Genomic DNA, 19180 nt, shown 5'->3' with positions numbered 1-19180 from the left:
AGAAATGTTCAATGAGGAGAGAATATGAGCCAGTTGCAATCCATACTATTAAAGAGGAGAGGTAATATACCTATCCGGGTTGCCCTCATTTATGCTTTTTTTTCCACAATGTGGATAGTTTTCAGTGACAGGACTCTCCTCGCCTTTATCGATGATATTGAATTTCTCACGATGATTCAGACTATAAAGGGGTGGTTTTTTATAGCTGTGACAACTTTGCTGATTTTTTATCTGTTGAAACGGGAAATCAGTGAAGTCAAAAAAATGGAGGAAGCCCTCATTCAGAGCGAAAAGATGCTCAGCATAAGCCATCTTGCCACGGGAATGGCCAATCAGATCAACAATCCTCTGGCCGGAATAGTCCAGAATGCCCAGATTCTCCGGAACAGACTGACCGAAGAAGGTAAATCCAATCTTAAAGCAGCGGAAGAAACGGGTGTCAATCTGGCCAAAGTAATAGAATACGCGGAAAAGCGGGAGATCTCCCGTATCCTCAATTCCATTGTTCAGTCCGGAAAAAACGCTTCTGAACTGATTGATAATATGCTGGCATTCTCCCGCGAAGGGAGCAGTGAAAATGAGCTCAAGGATCCGGCAGCACTATTGGATGCCACGATTGATCTTTTAAAACAGGACAACCGGTTTTCCGCTGTGGAAATCAAACGGGATTTCGGCGAACCTTCTCTGCTCCGATGCGATCCCCAGAAGCTTAAACACGCCCTATTTCATATTCTCACCAATGCGATGGAAGCTGCTGTTGAGCCGGGGATCGAGCCGTTGGTTTCAGTTAAAATGAGAGTCCAGGGAAAAAACCTTGAAATCTCCATTACCGATAAAGGGGCGGGTATGAGTGAAAAAATGAAAACTCATATCTACGAACCCTTCTTTTCGACCAAAACGGGAGCCAAAGGCATGGGGCTTGCCATTGCCAATTTTATAATATCGGAGATCCATAAGGGAAACATATCTGTTATAAGCGGGCAGGGGCAGGGCGCGAGCTTTATCATATCCCTGCCGGTGCAGCAGTAGTTTATGTCTCTTTGTATTCCACCTGTTCGCATCTCTCTTTAATGGCTGAAGAGAAGCGGAATGAAGGCGTGTAATGGGCTTCTTTGGCGGGAATTGTTATTTCCTCTCCCGTTGCGGGGTTCCGGCCCAATCTCGCTTTTCTTTCCGGTTTCCATTTGAGAGACAGTTTTCCCAGGTTCCCAAGCGATACGGCTTTTCCCAGAAGCAGGCCCGTTTCGGCCATGACCAGATAGTCATCAATAATCTCTCTTGTCTGTTTCATGGACAGGCCGTTCTTGCCGGCGACATAGCGAACCATTTCTTTCTTGTTGAACATGTCGACTGAGCTTTGTCCTTCCGTGAGAGTGAGATCTCTGTTCAGGTGTACAAAAGAGCTGGTAATAAAAACCGTCGCCTCGCGGATTCTTTTTTCCTGTTCCTCCACAGATACGCCTTCCCGGCATACGACGATTTTGTAAATGGATGAGGTATTCTGTACCTGTCCTCCCTGAAAAGTGGCGACCGATCCTCTGATCAGAGGAGATGTGAGGGACACATCTTCGGATTTTATAATATGGGGAACATCGCTTCTCAGCTTGATGCTGGCGTATTCCATTGTCCGCTTTTCACCGCAGCCCAGACTTATGAGAGATCCTGAATAGGTGAGAAGCAGAATACCTCTTTCCTCGTCCATATCGAGCTGATCGACTTCGTCCATGGCCAGCAGGGCTATCTGATCGCTGAACAGCTTGTCCTTTCTTATCCAGAGTTCTTTCATCATATCCAGTGTAATGTTTTCCGTTACCAGACTTTTCAGATGTTGTTCCACATCGGCGGGAATGGGAGTGCTCATAAACGTACCTTCCTCTTTTTATATATCGTTAATAAAATAATACATGCAATTGCCGCGGGAATCAGATACAAGAGCGATCTTTTTTTTCCCGATGCAGTAATGAGAGGGTTTTCCTCTGCGAACCATTTCCCTGTTATACGGTCGAATTCTCCCGAAGCTCTGATAATGGACAGGCTGTTATTCAGCTTCTCCAGCTTTTCCTTATCCCAGCGGGTCGTGTATATCACATAGGGAAGAACCAGGTGAAATTCCTCCATTACCGAGAGTTTCTCATGATATTCTCCGATAATCAGATCTTTCTGAATCCGGCTGATAATCGCGAAGTCGCCATAACCGGTGTCCAGGGCCTTTACCGCATCGGACCAGCTTTTTGTGCGGATCACTTTTTCCGGTTTCAGGTAGGTATAAAGTACCTGCTCCGATGAGTCGCCCGATGAAAAGAGAGGTGTTCTGCCATCCAGATCCTTCAGGCTGTGAGGTGAAATCCCTGACCGGTAGATCAGGGAGAAGGGGAGGGAAAAGAGGATTTTTGAAGTGATGATGGAATCATGGGAAGAATGATTCAGAAATCCCGTAGTGAAATATCCGTCTCCGTTATACAGGTCTTCTTCTCTCTGCTTCCAGTTTCCCGGAATAAAGGTGATTTCGTAAGCCGCTTCCCTGGCCAGAGCGAAGAGAACATCTATGACGAACCCGTCGGCTTTGCCCTGCTCGTTGGTAAACTCAAAAGGATAATAATTTCTGTTGTACAGGAACCGTATTTCCTCAGCCGGAATAATGGAGGAGATAACCAGACAGAAGAACAGTAAAAAGGTTCTGAATTTCATGATTTATACAACCGGGTTGAATTATAGCATTAGAGAGTGTGCCTGTCGATAATTGAATATAAACCTCTATATACGAAAAAATATATTGACTGTTAAAAAATCGGTATATACTTTTATTCAAATGGAGTTATAAATGAAAAAAGTTCTCTGGATTATACCTATATTTGCCATGTTATCTTTCCTGTCCTGTTCCGGGGAGGAGCCGGAGGGAAAAGACGGTGCGGCGGAAACAGCCGGACAGACTCAGCCTCAGGCGGCTGCAGTTGCGGCGGATTTCGATGATATCGAACAGGCCATGAGCCATTCCGGTTTTGATGTTCCGGCCGATACACTCCCTTCCATCGATTTTGAGCTTATGAACCTTCAGGGGAACCTGGAAGCTCTCAGCGATTACAGAGGGAAAGTCGTTTTTCTCAACTTCTGGGCAACCTGGTGCGGTCCCTGTCAGAGCGAAATGCCTGCCATGGAAAATGTTTACAATGAGCTGAAAGATGAAGGATTTGTCATTCTGGCTGTCGATCTGGCAGAAGATAAGGACACAGTTGCAAAGTTTATAAGCGAGAGGAATCTGACTTTCCCCGTGCTTCTCGACACATCGGGGAAGATCGGCGGTATATACGAAGCCAGATCCATTCCCACAACATATATCATTGACCGGGAAGGAAATATATTGGGCCGAGCTGTCGGCGTCCGCCCCTGGGAGGATGAGTCTTTTATGACCCTCTTCCGGCAGATCCTGGAGTTATAGCCTGTAGCTTGTTGAATAAAAGTTCATACCGTATTAAACAGAAGGTATGAACAATTCGAAACAGAAAAGCGTCAAGATTTCCAGCAGAGTGCTGAACCGTTCCATGAACCTGAGCAATATTGCCGGTTGCGGATTCACTCTCTGGTTTTCTGTCGCATCCACACAGCCTATCTTCAATGTTTTTTTTACCAATGTTTTCGGAGCCACATCGGCCCAGCTGGGACTACTTGTCAGTCTGATACAGCTTTCGGCCGTTTTTCATCTTCTGGCTATTGTGGTATACGGGTCTCTCCAAACCCGTAAAACCTATTTTATCATAATGCACCTCATTCACCGGGTGTTCGCTCTCATTCTGGCACTGGTCGCTTATATGGCTGGCAGAAACGGAGTTCAATCCTCTTATATCACTCTTATCATCTTTTCAGTTTCTCTCAGCTGGGTTTTTTCCAACAGCAGCGCTGCGGGATGGTGGAGCTGGATGGCCGATCTGATTCCCGAGAGAATGAGAGGCACGTTTTTCGGCCGGCGTTCGTCCATAATGCAGATCGTCAACATCATCTGGTTCATGGGGGTCTCCATCCTCCTGGATACTCTGACATCCTTTAATATTTTCAACGTCTACGCCTCGATATTTCTCATAGGAGCTGCTGCGGGAATTCTCGACATAGTTCTCTTTATTTTTGTTCCCGAACCGCCTTCCGCCGATACGGAAAAATTCAATATGAAGGATTTCTTCGAGCCTCTGGGCAACAGGAATTTCCTTCTCAGCGCAGTGGCTTCAGGTCTGGGAGTTTTTGCCATAAACGTTTTCGCCCCTTTCACATCTCCCTATATCACATCGCCTGATGCTGTGGGAGCGCCCAATACCTGGCTGGGCATCATGTTTGTCATCTCTCAGATGATGTGGATTCTCACGGTCCCCTTCTGGGGAATCGTTATGGACCGCTTCGGGAGAAAGCCCGTTGTCATGATGGGATGTCTGGTGTTCACGGGCTATCTCGGGTATCTGTTTCTTGGGCCGGAAAACTACATCTTCCTGCTGCCTGTGATCGCCCTTGCTGTAGGTCTTTTCGCACCTGCTTTCTGGGAGGGGATCAATCAGCTGATGCTTTCCCTCACTCCGACAAAAAACCGGACGGCCTATGTCTCGTGGAATTTCGCCATCATCGGGCTCGTTTCTTCCGGGGGAGCCATACTCGGAGGGACCATAAAGGACCGCACGGCTCATATCAGCTTTCCTCTTACCGAAAGCTTCTCTCTGACAAGCATTCATTTTATTCTGTTTATTTGCGTCTTTCTCCTCATCGTAACCATGATTCTCCTCAGTTTTGTGCAGGAACGGCGCGGGAAGGAACTAGGCTTTGTGGTTAATCGAATCGCCCGGCCGGGGATTTTCCGCACATTTGCGAGCATGGGAACTCTTTCGGGAACCGGCAGCTCCCGTTCCGTTGCCAAAGCACTCAGATCTATCGATGATTCTTCCCAGGACCTGGTGGTGGATGATGTTATGGAAAGGCTTTACGATCCCGATCCCGATGTCCGGGAGGAAGCGGCCAGAGCCCTGGGAAGAATCGGCTCTCACGAAGCTGTCGACGCCCTTGTGGATCAACTCCAGGACCGGGAGTCGACAATACGGACACAGGCGGCGAGAGCACTGGGCAAGATAGGGAACAGAGATGCTCTGCCCTATCTGCTCGAGGGAATCAATGACTCCTCTGAAGATGTGCAGAATGCCTGTACACTGGCTCTGGGCTATATGGGAGATGAGGAATCGGTTAAAAGGCTGCTGTCCATTATCCGGAACATGGGTTCGGACCGCCTGGCCGCATCGGGAGCCGAAGCGGCGGGCAAACTGGGAGCCATAGAGGCTGTCTGGGAAATCGTGCCCAGGCTTCACAGCAGCCTGAATCCAGTACTGACGGGGCAGCTTTCAATCGCGCTTGCCAATCTCCTGGGAGAGCCGGGACGTTTCTACAGACTCGTTACGGGAAAAAGCAGCCAGAGGGAGAGCAATATCGCGTCTCTTTTCTCCAGCGCTACCCGGCGTTTTCCCAATATGCTGAAACGGATCAGCGGTTCGCCGGTTAGTCCGGAACTGAAAAGCAAAATTGCCAAAAAGCTGAAATCCCTTAAGAAGTATTTTGATAATGAGGAGTTTCTCCCGGCCTTCGCTATCCTGAAGGAATGTGTCTCCCTCATCGCCGGGAATCTCGCCGAAGGGGAAAAAGAGGGCGGAGACTATTTCCGGAAACTTTATCTTATCGACAGGAAAACGGCACTCTGGTGGTGGTTTGTCCAGGAAGCTTCGCATCTTATAAACGATGCACCGGAAGAGGTCGTTAAAAACGATATACTGATCATTCTCTTTTTTCTGGCGGGGAAACAGGATTCAGATTAAGGAATTTTATGCGTCCTGAGCCTGGTCGTAGACTGCGTCTACTGCTCGGCTATGCATCCTCAGCCTGGTCGTAGACTGCGTCTACTGCTCGGCTATGCATCCTCAGCCTGGTCGTAGACTGCGTCTACTGCTCGGCTATGCGTCCTGAGCCTGGTCGTTGGGATGGTTCAGGCGGACGAGGTATTCCTCTTCAATCCGGCGGCCTCTTTTTACAGAGTTTTTCATCCACCTGTATCTGAGATCATGAAGATCCTCCCGGCCGAGACGCCAGTCCAGTCCGGAATGCCGCAGTTTCATGGAGAGTTCCGATATGATAACCGCCGCCGATACGGAAATATTGAGTGACTGGGAAAAGCCTGTCATGGGGATTGTCAGGTATTCATCGGCCGCCCGGCGAACCGCTTCGCTGATGCCTTCCTTTTCGTTGCCCATGACAATGGCGGTTTTCCCTCTGGACAGATCAAAATCAGGTAGAGAGACAGCATCGGATTCGGGGAGGGTTACAACAATGCGGTACCCCTGTTCTTTAAGCTCCTTGAGGACCTGTTCTTCCGGCTTGTCGGTCAGTCTGTGAATATCCACCCAGTTATAGGCACCCTGAGCTACGTGTTTGTTTATATGGGTAGAAGGACTGTTTCCTGTTATATAGAGATCCTGAATGCCGAAACAATCGCAGCTGCGCACGACAGCGCTGATGTTCTGCGTATAGAAAATCCCGCTCAGAACAAGAGCCAGGTACCGGGTTCTCTCGCCGGATACGGTTAAAATCTTTTCAAGACGGGATTCGGAAATGTGGTTCATCATATTTTCATAAAGCGCCTGATCGATCATAGAAATCAAGTGTATCAATTCTGTCCCATAAAGACTATGGTTCCGATTCGTTTAATATTGTAAGATAAAAGAGAGCCATGCTTTATTTTTCCGATAAGGAGCCGTAAATGTTTTCAGAACTTGTCAGAAATAACAGAACGAGAAGAATATACAACCGGTCCGAAGTTTCGCAGTCTCTGCTGAAGGAACTTATAGAAGACTGCCGGTTTTCCGCCTCCACGGTTAACAGACAGGAAATCCGCTATATTCTTGTTAATGATGACCAGATGTGCCGGAGTATATTCCGCATTACCAATCTTCCTACAACCCATAAAGTTGATGAAGAAAATCGTCCCGGCGCTTTTGTCATAATGGTGACGAAAAGGGATATGAATCTTCCCGATTCCTTTCTCTACTACAATCTCGGAATAGCCACGGCCAATTTGACTTTGTCGGCTTCCTCCCGGGGATACAGCTGCGTAACGCTTCTCAGCACGAATATGGAAAAGCTGGCGGCGCTGGTTTCGCTGGATCCGGATTACAAAGCCGTATCGGTCATAGCTGTGGGAAAATCGGAACAGGCTGTTCAAACCACTGATATTGAGGGAGGAGATACCTCCTATTACAAAGATAAGGGTGTGCATACGGTTCCGAAATTAACAGCCGACTCGCTGATAATCGGGAAAATATAGACCCGTTCCCCTATAATTAACTGAAAGAGGAGTATGAAGTACATTATGAAAAGAATTGTCCCGGCGCTATTGTTGTTTATTTTTCTTGCTGCACTTGGCGCTGATGAATTAATGGAGAATCTGAAGAACGCTTCGGATCAGGTATCCGGAGATATTGCCGCGTTTGTCGGCGATGATTTATTGTATTCCGGAGCCATTACCTTTGAAAACCGCCCGGTTGTCCTGGGGGATCTTTTTTCCGACCTTCTGGCGAACCGGCTTCTCGGAAACAGCCGTTTCAGAGGAAGCGTGGCCAAAGGCTATTCTCCCGGAAGCGTTCGAATTTCCGATGCGGACTGGACTCTTTCCGGCTCGCTTTATAGAACAGGCACCAGTTTTTTTCTCAGTCTTTACCTGAACGACAGTGCGGGGCAGCAGAAAAAAGGCTGGGAATTCCTTCTCCCCGCAGAGGGAGTCGAATCTTTGCTCAGCCCTTCTCAGATGGCTGTTTCGTCAGGGGGGGACATATATGAACCCAACGACAGTTCCAGCCAGGCGGTCGAGCTGGCTCCTGCGCCTTCCATGGAGCTGGAGGATCTGGAAATAGGGGAATCCGGCGATGAAGACTGGTTTTACCTCGATGTCGATCAGGTGGGATCCGGTACGGATATGTTTATTCTCTCTGTCAGAACCACCGGATCGATGGATACCTATATTGAGCTCTATTCCCCTTCCGACGCATCCTACCCGGTGGCGGAAAACGATGATGGAGCGGACAGTAATGCCAGCCTCAGCTATGCTTTGACGGAAACGGGGCGGTGGTTCATAAAAGTGAGGGGCTATTCTTCCGACGAGACGGGAGATTACGGGCTTTTCGCCGCTCTGGAGATGAGAGAGGCCGGTCCCGGAGAACCGGATAACTCCATTGAAGAGGCTTCCGTAGTGGAAATTGAAGGGGAGGAAATCCGCCGCGTAATGGATTATGCGGAAGATTATGACTATTTCAGAATCACCCTGGACAGAGATCTTTCCGATGACAAGGCTCTTGTTGTTGAAACATACAGCGGACTGGATTTGACTATGACCCTACTCGATGAATTTGATAACGAAGTGGTAACCAATGATGATTCCGGGCAGGACAGCAATCCGCAGGTTATGCTTCCGGCAATGAAAGCCGGAACCTGGTATGCTGTCGTTTATCCCTATGACAGCGAGAATACGGGTCCCTACAGCATCAGGGCTTATCTTAAAGATGTCGTTCGCGATGAATATGAAAGCGATAACTCCATGGAGGAAGCCGGAGATATTCAGGTTAACGGACCGGAGCAGTGGAGAACATTCATGCCTGCCGGCGAAGAAGACTGGGCCAGATTTACTGTTGATGAAGCGGGAGAATTCCTTATAAAAACTACCGGTCCCATTGATACCTATATCACTCTTTACGACCGGTTCGGCGAGTTCGTCGCAGAAGATGACGACGGGGGCAATGAGAATAACGCTCTCATTTCCCAGAGACTGGATCCGGGCGTTTACTATGTACGGGTGACCCAGTACGAAGGAGACGGAAACTCCGAAGACAGTTATACCTTATCTGTGAAAAGATACTGATAATAGGGGCTTTCGAGCCCCTATTTTTTTATGTGGAATCTCTTTCAATAAACTGAGGTTCGAAAATGATTTTTTCAAGAGGCGAATCTTTTTTCAGGGACACGGCCAGTTCCCAGGCTTTGCGTCCCATTTGGTTCAGCGGTTGCCGGACCGTGCTGAGTGAAGGGTAGACCAGCTCGCACATCTGAGAATCATCGAAACCCACAACAGCCATTTCCTGCGGTATGGGGATTCCCGTTTTTCTCGCTTCGAGAAGCATACCCATGGCAATCATATCACCGGCGGCGCAGAAAACCGCATCTGCCTTCTTCCTGAGAATTTCGGGAAAGACTTCCTGTCCCTCTTCGAAACGGAAGCGGTTGATGGGAATTACCAGATCCTCGTCAAAGACTATGCCTTTTTCTTCCAGAGCTTTAATATAACCTTTCTTTCTATCAATTTGGCTTAAACCGGGATTCTCCGTCTCAACGGCAATAGCTATTCGTTTTCTCCCTTTTTCAATCAATGCGGATACGGCGCGGTACGCTCCTTCGATATTGTTGGTTCGAACCACGTGGCTGCCTTCCGCTTCTTCTTCGATAAGGATAAGAGGTATTCCGTTACTGCTGAACTGGTCGATAATCGTTTTTTCCGGCTTTATTGTCAAAAGAATGACAGAGTCCGCTCTCCGTCCCCTTAGAATCTGGTTCAGGACTTTGGAATCCTCTCCCCTTGTAGAGTACATGCTGACGCTGAATTGATAACCTGTTTCATCCATACCGTCTTCAATCCCTTTGAGTACATCCATCTCGAATGTGGAGGAGAAGAAGGGCGCTACCAGAGCAATATTATTGGATTTCCCTTTGACAAGGCTCCGGGCCGTGTAGTTGGGGTGGTAATCCAGTTCCGCTATGGCCTTCATAACCTTTTCTTTTGTTTTGTCTGTAATGCGCGGATCGTCATGGATGACCCACGAAACGGTTGTATGAGAAACGCCTGCCAGTCTGGCGACATCGGTAATGGTTACGGCCATTATTTTTTATTCAGATGGAGCAGGATATTTTTCAGATGGTCTTCGTATTCTACCAGAACGACTTTCTTGTCTCCCGTTTTAATGGCATCGAGAAGCTTGTCATGTTCCTGCCAGATTTCATCGGGATTCTGATAATTGAGGTTTGTCGTCTCCACTTCCTCTTTAAGAAAAGACTTAAGGGTTTCATATAGAGAATTAAAAAGTTCATTGCCGCCAGATTCAATTATATGATAATGAAAATTGAGATCGAGTTCACTTATGGTCTGATAGTCTTTTTTTACTGCAGATGACTTCATGGATTCGACGATCTCTTCCAGAGAGGTAATGAGCTCCTGCCCCCGGGAATCTCCATCGTGAACCCATTGGGCTATTTTCAGAATGCATCTGAGTTCAATTGCGCCTCTAAGATCAACCATTTCCTCAAATTCATCTTCTCCCAGAAGAAGAGACCATGTCAGGGCTTCCGTGGAAATCTGCGATCTTTCCCGTACAATCGTACCTATGGCGGCACGGGATTCCAGAACCCCGAGATAGTTGAATATTTTTATGGCTTCGCGGATGGATGAGCGACCGAGACCGAAATCTTTTGCCAATTCCATTTCCGTGGGTATTTTGTCACCCGGTTTGTATTCGCCCGAAGCAATGAGTTCTTTAATCTGATCCATGACCTGATCGACCACGGTTTTCTGTTTAACTTTTTTAAGCGGCATTGTTCATTTTAAAGGGTCAAATCCATTATTGTCAATAAAAGTGAATATCTTATGTTCAGACAAAAAACCAATTATTGATTTTTTGATTTAGACAGGCAAATCGGGAACTGAAGTCATACAGCTATATATGATGAATCTGAAGGATTAAGTAAGAATAAAAGCAGCCGGGAGATCTGTACAGAAAAAAATAAGTTTTTTTGAACACTTATTGACAAGAAAAAATGTCTTTGTTATATTCACTCCTGCATGGCGGAAACGCCTGAAACAATTTATCAAATGCGCCTGTGGTATAATGGCTATTACCTCAGCCTTCCAAGCTGATGACGTGGGTTCGATTCCCACCAGGCGCTTAAAAAAAACAGATCACCGCAAGGTGGTCTTTTTTTTTCTGCGCCGATCAGGTGGGAATCGATCGGGAATGAGCGCCGAGCAGGTGAGATTCTGATGACAGAATCGAACAAAGAACCTGCAGGTTCGTCCCCTGGAAACGAACGAAGGTGGCCCGGAGGGAGAGATCCATAGGGATGGATCGAAAAATGACTGCGAGACTTCGAGCAGTCAATCCTTATGTTTCCGGCGGAAGAGGGGATTCCCACCAGGCGTTATTTGAACATAGCTTTATAAACCAATTTCCCATGATAGAAAAAGAAAGTTTGTTATCACATTTGATCTACCGATTCGAGAATCGATTTTTTGACAGAGCAGTACATAACAACTAAAATTAGAAATAGAGCGGGTATTAAAGTGAAGTCTCTATTTTTAATGGTGTTCACAATTTCAGTTATCTCTTTGAATGCAACGGGACCTGAAGATTTGGTATACATTACTGAAGATTACGCACCTTCGAATTATTTGGAAAACGGAGAACTGAAAGGTGTTGCCGTCGATCTGCTTAGAGCTCTCTGGAATAAGATGGGTGTAGAAAACCAGGCGATTGAAGTCTATCCCTGGGCCAGAGGTTACCAAATGGTCCTGAATCGGGCTGATACAGTGCTTTTTGCCATGACGAGAAACAAAGATCGAGAAGATTTTTTCAAATGGGTCGGTCCCATTTACAGGGGGCGCACCAGCATTATTACGCTTTCAGATAATTATGATGGAATTGAAAGTTTGAGTGGAATTATGTCTGGCAAACTTGGCGCTCTACGGGATGATCTAGGCTATCATCTGCTTATTAAAGAAGGTTTTAATCCTGAGCTGATCTGGGAGGGCAATTCAGTCGAACAATTGGTGAAGATGTTGGAATCACGGAGGATCGATTATATTTCTATCTATGAGGATTCGATGCGCGAATATGCCTCATCCACTGAAAGAGAACTACAAGATTTTAAAACAGTGAGGGTTTTGTCTGAGAATGTCATGTATTACGCTTTTAACAAAGATACAGATGATTCTCTAATCAAAAGATTTCAGATTGCTCTTGATCAAATAGACGATCAGCGCAGAAGCATCGTGGAATCGTATATGGGGATCCCGTAATGATTAATCTGCAAATAGTTGAAATCAATAGTTCGTATCTTTTTGACTTTTATTGCCAATCATGGGGAAATCGATTTCAATGCTTTAAAATATCGAATCAATAACCGATGAAAGAAAATACGATAGATAATCTTTAGAAAAATCCGAGGGATTATCCTCGATGTATTGCATCTCCGGCTTACTCAGTTTTTTCACTTTTCTTTTTACAGATAAATAAACGGCTTGACTCAATTTTGAAGGAATCGCATTGAATCTTTTTACATACTCGTAGGCATCGGAAATCTGATTGTTTTTTAAAGACATAACCAGGTTTACTAAAAACCAATAGGGTGGATGCTGAGTGTAGCTTTTCTGTAATTCATAAAAAACTTCGACGATAGGCTCATTAAAAAAACCGCTTAAAATATGCAATACCAGAGCTGAACCTTGGCTCCGCTGATCTTTGGCAAGAGTAAAGGCTTTTTGCGAAAGAATGGACGCCTCTTTGTAATCTCTCCGGTAGAAGCAGTAATAGGTCTTGAGGATCAAGGCTAACACATCATCGGGATTGTTCCGGTAAATACTATAAGCTATCTCATCCAGATTGTTTTCTTCAACAGGAAGTCTTTTATTGAGAATCAGGGGATAGTGGAGAAAACCGAAAACAGTGCTGTAGCTATGATATTTCCTGAAATTCTTTTTAAGACAGTCAGTATTGGTCTGGATTACATAACTATACAGTTCTACCGAGTGGTCGGTAAGAGTGTATTCAATTTGGAAAATGGCGGCCTTTATCATTTTTATGCAATAATCAGCTGAGTCGGATTTTTTGGTTTCTTTATAGAAGAAAGGATTGTAATCGCCGATGGGTATATGAATTTTAATTACATCATCTTTACCGTTTTTTGCGTAATAGTTCACCAGGAGATTTCTCAATCTGTGCATGGCTACTCGTACCGAAGAATCATAATAAGGGTTGAATTCGAGATCTTTGTCCAATGCATCCAGAGCTATGGAAGTTTCGGAAAAATATGTATCGCTATTGTTCTGGAGGTTTTCCATGTAATAACAGAGAATCTTTCTGTAGGTTGAATCGCTTTTAAAAGCTTTGGATTTGAGAATGGTTTCTAAACAATGAATTTTTTCTTCAGTAGTAATCTGGGAATGTGACATGAATCCTGCTTGTGTTTATTGTAAATTGTATAATATGTTTTTAATTTTTTCGAATTTCACGGGTTTTTCCAAAACGTATTCCAGGCCTTTTTCCCTCATTACATCAATTTTACTGCTGGTAATATCTCCGGTGGCAAGGAGAACAGGAACCGATTCGTTCATCTCTTTCAATTTCAGAAAAGTCTCATGACCATTCAAACCTGGCATATTAAGATCGAGAATTATCAGGTTTATTGTATCTCCATGGATGGAAAATACTTCAAGGGCTTCAATCCCGTCAGAAGCCGTAATGGACGGGATGTCATGCAGTTCCAGCATATCCTGTAATGACATTCTGATTATTTCATCATCATCAACGATCAGAACCTTGCCTTTCTTTGCGGGATCATACATGAGTTCCTCCTGTGACAGGTTCCTCTGTCATGGAAATTGAATAACTCATTGTATGATATATTTATGGAAAATTGAATTATACTCTCGTGTGTAACAGTTACAAGCAATATCAGATTGTTGACTCATATGGCTTTTCTCAGGGAGGTTTGTATTCGCGTTATGGGTGCGTTGCCCTGTCTGGGTTAGCAAAACTAATTCGCGGTTCAATAGAATCCATCTCTATCTGTTTCTGTTTTATTCCTGAACAAATATTCTGCTATATATCAATAGATCAACGGCTTTACTTTCCCGGCCGGGTTGATCGTCCAGGTGCCGACGATATTGGAAAACTCCCGATCCTCCGGGTCTGCGCCTGGTTTTTCTGAATTCATTAATTATCCCAGTCTTCGAGTGTGAAGACGGCGTAGCGGTTCTTGCCTTCCGCCTTGGCTCTCAGGAGGGCTTTGTCGGACCAGGCCGGCAAGGTGTGAAGAGAGTCGAGGCCCGGTATCTCAGTTGAGCTGACGCCGATGGATAGGGAGAAACTCTTCCTTTCGGGAACTCTGACGGGGTGGCCGAGAAACTCCTGGATATCGGATCTGAAGGCTTCTCTTTTCTCCGTTTCCTTCAGGATACGTTTCGCCAGGACTTCGCCTTCTTCAGCTGAAGGCACATCGGTCATCAGAATGAAAAACTCATCGCCTCCCATCCTGAACAGATAATCGGAATCGCGGACGATCGATTTGAGCATGTCTGCGAATTTCTGCAGGATGAGATCCCCCGCGGGATGGCCGAAGGTGTCGTTGATATATTTGAAATTATCGAGATCCAGATAGAGAGCCGCATATTTTTTCCCTGTCCGCAGATACCGGGCTTCTTCCGTCTTCATGACATTGGCAAACTCATGGCGGTTGCTCACTCCTGTGAGAAGGTCCGTAACAGCCTGTTCGGAAAGCCTCCTGTTCACCGCTTCCAGCTCCGCTGTCCTGATATGAACCTGTTCCTCCAGATTGTTAGTCAGTCTCTTCAGCTGAAGCGTAATGCGCGCCGCCTGTTTGACGAGGAGCAGTGAGTTGACCAGAATCAGAATGATAAGGCCGTATGATGTATTGATTTTAAAAGGGAGGAACATCAGTTTGTTGTTTGCCATCAGAATGTCGAAAATCACCAGTATCAGCAGCAGGGATATGCCGGTCAGGAGAATGACATTTTCCTCTTTCATAACTCTTCCCGATTTTACAAAGAGATAGAATATATTGGCGATTCCTGCCAGGATGAGAAGCTGGATGACGAGAACCTGACCGGTAAAGACATAGACGGGAGTCAGAACTGTGAAGATGGAGAACAGCACGGCCAGAAAATTGAAAAAGGCGAAGATCTTTCTGCTGTAGAACCTGTTGTATATAGTGAAAAAATAGGAGTTGAGAAAAATAAAACCGATGGACATGGAGAGATATTCCATTCTGATCATCAGATTCCAGTTAAATCCGGGAAAGAAGTAGGTAAGCGGTATTTCCCCGACTATCAGTGTGCGAATTCCCATAACGACACAGAACAATCCCAGATTGGCGTAGCTCAGGAACTCATGGCGGATAATAAACAGAGTCAGAAGTATGAGCCCCGACAGGATCAGCCCCCCGGAGATCAGAGTTTCTGAAAAAATACGTCTCTGGAAATATTTCGTTACAGCTTTTTCCGGACCGATCATGGGCGCTGTCCAGATTCCGCCTTTAGCGTATTCAAAGTTTGACACATGGATGATCAGATCCTTCGATTCGCGGCTCTCTCCGATGGGAACGACGGTGTATCGGAATTCCGGTTCCGATTCCCCCCGGGTCATCGACGCCGTTCCGTTTGAACTCAGTCGTTCTCCGTCAACATAAAGATTGAATGCCGTTGAAAGGCTTGGCATGAGAATGGCGAGGGCGCCGTTTCCGTCAGGAAGTTTCACAGTTATGCGGTATGTGGCAAATCCCCGGGGGTCGAAAACATCATTCCAGTTTCCCGGGACTCTCTGGGGTATTCCCTCTTCGGCCTGTTCGATCTGCTCCGAAGGATCGAGAAATCTGTTGGGGTAGAGCAGCCACTGTCCTCCCAGCCTGTAAATGCGGTTCTCCCCGAAGGCAACGCCGCTCAAATCGATCACTCCGTCGCGTGCTTCGATTCCTTTGACGCTTTCCTTGAATATGAGCAGGAAAAAGAGACAAAGCAAGATCAGGGAGATGAGTATGAATAGAGGTTTTCTGCGGATCTGTCTCAATTTGCTGAGCTGTGTCTTTTTTCTCTCTGTTTCCACGCAATTATATTGTGATGCAATTTTCCCGCCGAGTAAATCATTTTAAAAAAAAGGGCTGCCGAAGCAGCCGCAGGAATCTGAAATAAAGGAGAGTTTATCCTTTCACTGCACCGGCCGACAGTCCTTTCACGAAGTAACTGGACAGGAGCAGATAGATGATGATAACCGGTACGGAAGCCAGAGAGAGAACGGCGAAGACAAGGTTCAGCTTTGTGTCGAACTGGCCGAAAAGCTGTCCCGTCGCCAGGGGAATGGTAAAATGCTCCCGCGATTTGATAAGAACAAGGGGAAACCAGAATTCATTCCAGTTGGGGATGAAGCTGATGATCCCGGCGGCCGCCAGTCCCGGCTTGACCAGGGGGACTATGATTCTGGCGAATATACCCGGTTCGCTGCAGCCGTCAATCCGGGCGGCGCTGCTCAGTTCGTCGGGTATCATTTTTATATAGTCGTAGAGAATGAACACGCTGAGAGGAATCGCCATGGCGATGTAAACGATAATCAGGGCCCACAGAGTATCGAAAATCTTCAGATTCAGCATGGTCAGCATGATATCGACCGTACCCAGCTTGATCGGGATAAAGAGACCGATCACGAAGAAGACATAGATGGCTCTGTTGTATTTGAAATGGTATTTGGATATGGCATAGGAGGCCAGTGCCGAAACCGTCACGGCGACAGCCAGTGAGATGACCGTTACACCGATGCTGTTCAGGAAATATCTTCCGTAGTTGGAGATGATGAACAGGGACGTGTAGGCGTCAAAGTTGAATTTTTCAGGCAGCCCGAAGGGGTTGTTGAAAATCTCGGCGTTGCTCTTGAAGGAGGTGGACAGCATGATAATGAGCGGCAGAATAATCGACAGGGCATAGAAAATCATTATGCCGTAGAGAAGAATCCTTGCCGCGGCTTTAGTCGGTTTCATCATTTTGTCATGTCCTCCTTCTTTTTATTGAAAAAGGCCAGAAGAATGCCGACACCCAAAGTGACGATGATAAACATCATGGTAGCCACGGCGGCGCCCATTCCCGTTCCCCAGCCCCCTCTTTCCGTTGTGGCGAAAGCGGTTCTGTAGAAGAGCGATCCCATCAGGTCGGTGCTGTAGCCCGGATCGCCCCGGTAGCCGGTCATGGCGTAGACAATATCGAACTGGGTGAAGTCCCCGATAAAGATCAGGATCGTGACAATTCCCACGATGGGAAGGACGGAAGGCAGGATGATATGGATGATCTCGTGCCAGATGTTGGCGCCGTCGATCCGCGCCGCTTCCAGTATGGAATCGTCTATGCCGTCTATTCCCGAAGAGTAGAAGAGTACCGATTCCCCGAAAAACTGCCAGCTCACCGCTATGGAGACGATGATCAGGGCCGAACGGGGATCTCCCAGCCAGGGGATAATGAATTTGCCCAGTCCCACAGCTTCCAGTACTTTGTCGAAAACACCGTAATAGGGGTTCAGGATCAGTTTGAAGATAAAACCGACGACCAGCACCGACAGTGTCGTGGGCAGGAAGCTCAGTTTCCGCATGAATTTATTGCCTTTAAAGGATCTCGTGACGAATACCGCCATAAAGAATCCCAGAATATTCTGAATAAAAGTAACAATGAGAAAGAATTTTATATTATTTCCTAAAGCGTTCCAGAATTTGGAGAAGTATCTTTCTTCCGTAAACAGCTTCACATAATTATCGAGCCCCACAAAGGTATCGGGAATCAGTCCGTCTCCTGAGTAAAGGCTGTATTTCATTGAGTTCAATATGGGCAGCAGCATAAAAACTGTATAGATAATGAATGCCGGAAAAATAAACATGAACAGAAACCTGGCATGTTTTTTCTGGGCCTGCAGCATATGACTCCTCCTCTTTTTTATGAAAGGGGGTGTTTAACACCCCCCTCGAATGATAACAGGTCAACTGACGGTTATCAGTAGTACCAGGAAAGTCCGTCGTCGACAAACTTACAGGCTTCTTCCGGTGTCAGTTCATTGGCGTACATCATCTGGATGGCTTCGCCTACGAGCTCGTTTCCGCTGGGTGCCTGAGCGGAGAGTTTTTCCCAAACGGTTCTTACGGTTGGAACCGATTTTGCCACGTAGCTCTGCATCTGTTTTGCCAGATCGTTGCTGAGCGTGTAGCTTCCGGGAGTGTAGCTGAAGAATCCGGGAAGTTCGTTCATGTAGAGCTGGGCGTACTCCGAGGAAGCCAGCCATTTCATATAGGTTTTGAGTTCTTCAGGGTATTTTGTGTTTTTATTGAATCCGATGCCGGCGTCAACATGGAAACAGTACTGGAGAGTGTCTCCTTTCTCTGCCAGGGGAGGAGCAAAATAACCAACGTCATCCAGGCCGCCGAGGTCTTCGAAAATACCGATTTCCCAGCTTCCGCCCATGAACATGGCGGCATTTCCGGTTCCGAAAATCTGCTGCATGGTCACATAGTCGATCCCTTCGAATCTTTCGGGGAAGTAGGGCTGGAGTTCTTTCATTTTTTCCATGGCCAGTACGAAGTTGTCATCAGTGAATCGCGCAGTCTTATTCATGAGGGCCTGTCTGGCTTCTTCTCCGCCGTAGAAGTTGGCTCCGAGTCCGGAGTACATAACTTCGTAAAGCATCCAGTTGTCTTTTGTTCCCTGAGCGAATACTGTTTCACCGCCGGCTTTGAGAGTTTCGCAAACTGTCATGAACTCGTCCCATGTGGCGGGAACTTTCAGTCCGTATTTGTCGAAGATGCTCTTGCGGTAGTAAACACCGTGCACAACGCCGGCCGCGGGGATGGCGTAGCTTACCTTATCGGGAGTCGCCCATGCCGCAACGGCTGCCGAGGGGAAATCCTTCAGTTCGGGCAACATGGAATTGAGTTCCATAAGAGAGTCGGTTTTGTAAATCTGATACCCGGAATCATAGGACCGGAGAAAGATTATGTCCGCGCCGACACCTGCAGCGAGAGACTGTTTCAGCTGCGCATCGTATTCCGTATCTTTAACGGGCTGGAAATCGATGACGATATTGGGGTTTTCTTTTGTGAACTGGGAATTGATCCGGTTCATTCTTTCGATGTCTTCGGTTCTCCAGCTGGTGAATACCAGTTTCACCTTTTCGCCGTCACCTTCTGATGATCCCTGCTGCCCACCGGCAAAAGCCATTGATCCGGCCAGAAGCAGAACGAGCATTGTCAGGATACTTCTTTTTACAAGTTCCATAGTAACTCCTTTTACATTTTTAATGTTCTTGATCTATTA

Annotated in this window: 17 protein-coding genes and 1 tRNA gene; 7 read left to right on the top strand and 11 right to left on the bottom strand. The window is 46.6% G+C overall.

Features of this window, described 5'->3' with window-relative positions:
* Window positions 1-24: 24 nt before the first annotated feature.
* Entirely contained in the window at window positions 25-1029 is a 1005-nt protein-coding gene (locus HNR50_RS16665; RefSeq protein ID WP_184747926.1) for a sensor histidine kinase, read from the top strand.
* 1 nt (window position 1030) lies between these two features.
* Here HNR50_RS16665 and HNR50_RS16660 read toward each other — a convergent pair whose 3' ends face one another.
* Together HNR50_RS16660 and HNR50_RS16655 are read right to left on the bottom strand one after the other, a co-directional pair.
* On the bottom strand, window positions 1031-1861 hold the full coding sequence (locus tag HNR50_RS16660) for an HU family DNA-binding protein (RefSeq protein WP_184747925.1): 831 nt from the start codon (window positions 1859-1861) through the stop codon (window positions 1031-1033).
* Window positions 1858-2688, bottom strand: coding sequence for a substrate-binding periplasmic protein (locus HNR50_RS16655; protein ID WP_184747924.1), 831 nt, complete (start codon window positions 2686-2688; stop codon window positions 1858-1860). Before HNR50_RS16655 ends, HNR50_RS16660 begins: the two co-directional genes overlap by 4 nt.
* A 133-nt stretch (window positions 2689-2821) precedes the next feature.
* Here HNR50_RS16655 and HNR50_RS16650 point away from each other — a divergent pair, with 133 nt between their 5' ends.
* Together HNR50_RS16650 and HNR50_RS16645 are read left to right on the top strand one after the other, a co-directional pair.
* Window positions 2822-3436 (top strand): TlpA disulfide reductase family protein, encoded by a 615-nt coding sequence (locus HNR50_RS16650; protein ID WP_184747923.1) that lies wholly within the window; start codon window positions 2822-2824, stop codon window positions 3434-3436.
* A 46-nt stretch (window positions 3437-3482) separates the two neighbouring features.
* A complete protein-coding gene (locus HNR50_RS16645) occupies window positions 3483-5834 on the top strand; it encodes an MFS transporter (RefSeq protein WP_184747922.1) in 2352 nt (783 codons plus the stop codon).
* A gap of 135 nt (window positions 5835-5969) precedes the next feature.
* Here the strand turns inward: HNR50_RS16645 and HNR50_RS16640 are convergent, their stop codons facing one another.
* Window positions 5970-6665, bottom strand: coding sequence for a TrmH family RNA methyltransferase (locus HNR50_RS16640; protein WP_184747921.1), 696 nt, complete (start codon window positions 6663-6665; stop codon window positions 5970-5972).
* 107 nt (window positions 6666-6772) lie between these two features.
* Here HNR50_RS16640 and HNR50_RS16635 point away from each other — a divergent pair, with 107 nt between their 5' ends.
* Complete coding sequence (locus HNR50_RS16635; protein WP_184747920.1) at window positions 6773-7336, top strand: nitroreductase family protein; 564 nt, start codon at window positions 6773-6775, stop codon at window positions 7334-7336.
* A gap of 45 nt (window positions 7337-7381) precedes the next feature.
* On the top strand, window positions 7382-8923 hold the full coding sequence (locus tag HNR50_RS16630; RefSeq protein WP_184747919.1) for a hypothetical protein: 1542 nt from the start codon (window positions 7382-7384) through the stop codon (window positions 8921-8923).
* A 28-nt stretch (window positions 8924-8951) separates the two neighbouring features.
* Here the strand turns inward: HNR50_RS16630 and HNR50_RS16625 are convergent, their stop codons facing one another.
* Complete coding sequence (locus HNR50_RS16625; RefSeq protein WP_184747918.1) at window positions 8952-9935, bottom strand: LacI family DNA-binding transcriptional regulator; 984 nt, start codon at window positions 9933-9935, stop codon at window positions 8952-8954.
* Window positions 9935-10645 carry a FadR/GntR family transcriptional regulator gene (locus HNR50_RS16620; RefSeq protein ID WP_184747917.1) on the bottom strand — a complete coding sequence of 237 codons (711 nt, stop codon included), beginning with the start codon at window positions 10643-10645 and terminating at the stop codon, window positions 9935-9937. The genes HNR50_RS16625 and HNR50_RS16620 overlap by 1 nt, the downstream gene beginning before the upstream one ends.
* 278 nt (window positions 10646-10923) lie before the next feature.
* On the opposite strand from HNR50_RS16620, the gene HNR50_RS16615 reads away from it, so the two are divergent.
* Window positions 10924-10995 (top strand) — tRNA-Gly (locus HNR50_RS16615).
* 343 nt (window positions 10996-11338) lie between these two features.
* Window positions 11339-12124 (top strand): substrate-binding periplasmic protein, encoded by a 786-nt coding sequence (locus tag HNR50_RS16610; RefSeq protein WP_184747916.1) that lies wholly within the window; start codon window positions 11339-11341, stop codon window positions 12122-12124.
* Between the two features lie 84 nt (window positions 12125-12208).
* Here HNR50_RS16610 and HNR50_RS16605 read toward each other — a convergent pair whose 3' ends face one another.
* From HNR50_RS16605 to HNR50_RS16580, 6 genes are all read right to left on the bottom strand, one after another.
* A complete protein-coding gene (locus HNR50_RS16605) occupies window positions 12209-13276 on the bottom strand; it encodes a hypothetical protein (RefSeq protein WP_184747915.1) in 1068 nt (355 codons plus the stop codon).
* Between the two features lie 15 nt (window positions 13277-13291).
* Window positions 13292-13669, bottom strand: a complete 378-nt coding sequence (locus HNR50_RS16600) for a response regulator (RefSeq protein WP_184747914.1) — start codon at window positions 13667-13669, stop codon at window positions 13292-13294.
* A 370-nt stretch (window positions 13670-14039) separates the two neighbouring features.
* A complete protein-coding gene (locus tag HNR50_RS16595) occupies window positions 14040-15944 on the bottom strand; it encodes a diguanylate cyclase (RefSeq protein WP_184747913.1) in 1905 nt (634 codons plus the stop codon).
* A gap of 94 nt (window positions 15945-16038) precedes the next feature.
* Window positions 16039-16872 (bottom strand): carbohydrate ABC transporter permease, encoded by an 834-nt coding sequence (locus HNR50_RS16590; protein ID WP_184747912.1) that lies wholly within the window; start codon window positions 16870-16872, stop codon window positions 16039-16041.
* Window positions 16869-17792, bottom strand: coding sequence for a carbohydrate ABC transporter permease (locus HNR50_RS16585; RefSeq protein ID WP_184747911.1), 924 nt, complete (start codon window positions 17790-17792; stop codon window positions 16869-16871). The genes HNR50_RS16590 and HNR50_RS16585 overlap by 4 nt, the downstream gene beginning before the upstream one ends.
* Window positions 17793-17866: 74 nt before the next feature.
* Entirely contained in the window at window positions 17867-19141 is a 1275-nt protein-coding gene (locus HNR50_RS16580; protein WP_184747910.1) for an ABC transporter substrate-binding protein, read from the bottom strand.
* Between the last annotated feature and the right edge of the window lie 39 nt (window positions 19142-19180).

This window comes from Spirochaeta isovalerica (assembly GCF_014207565.1).
GTDB classification, from domain to species: domain Bacteria; phylum Spirochaetota; class Spirochaetia; order DSM-2461; family DSM-2461; genus Spirochaeta_F; species Spirochaeta_F isovalerica.
The sequence above is the reverse complement of the archived record's forward strand: the minus strand, read 5'-3'. Positions and strand labels throughout refer to the sequence as shown.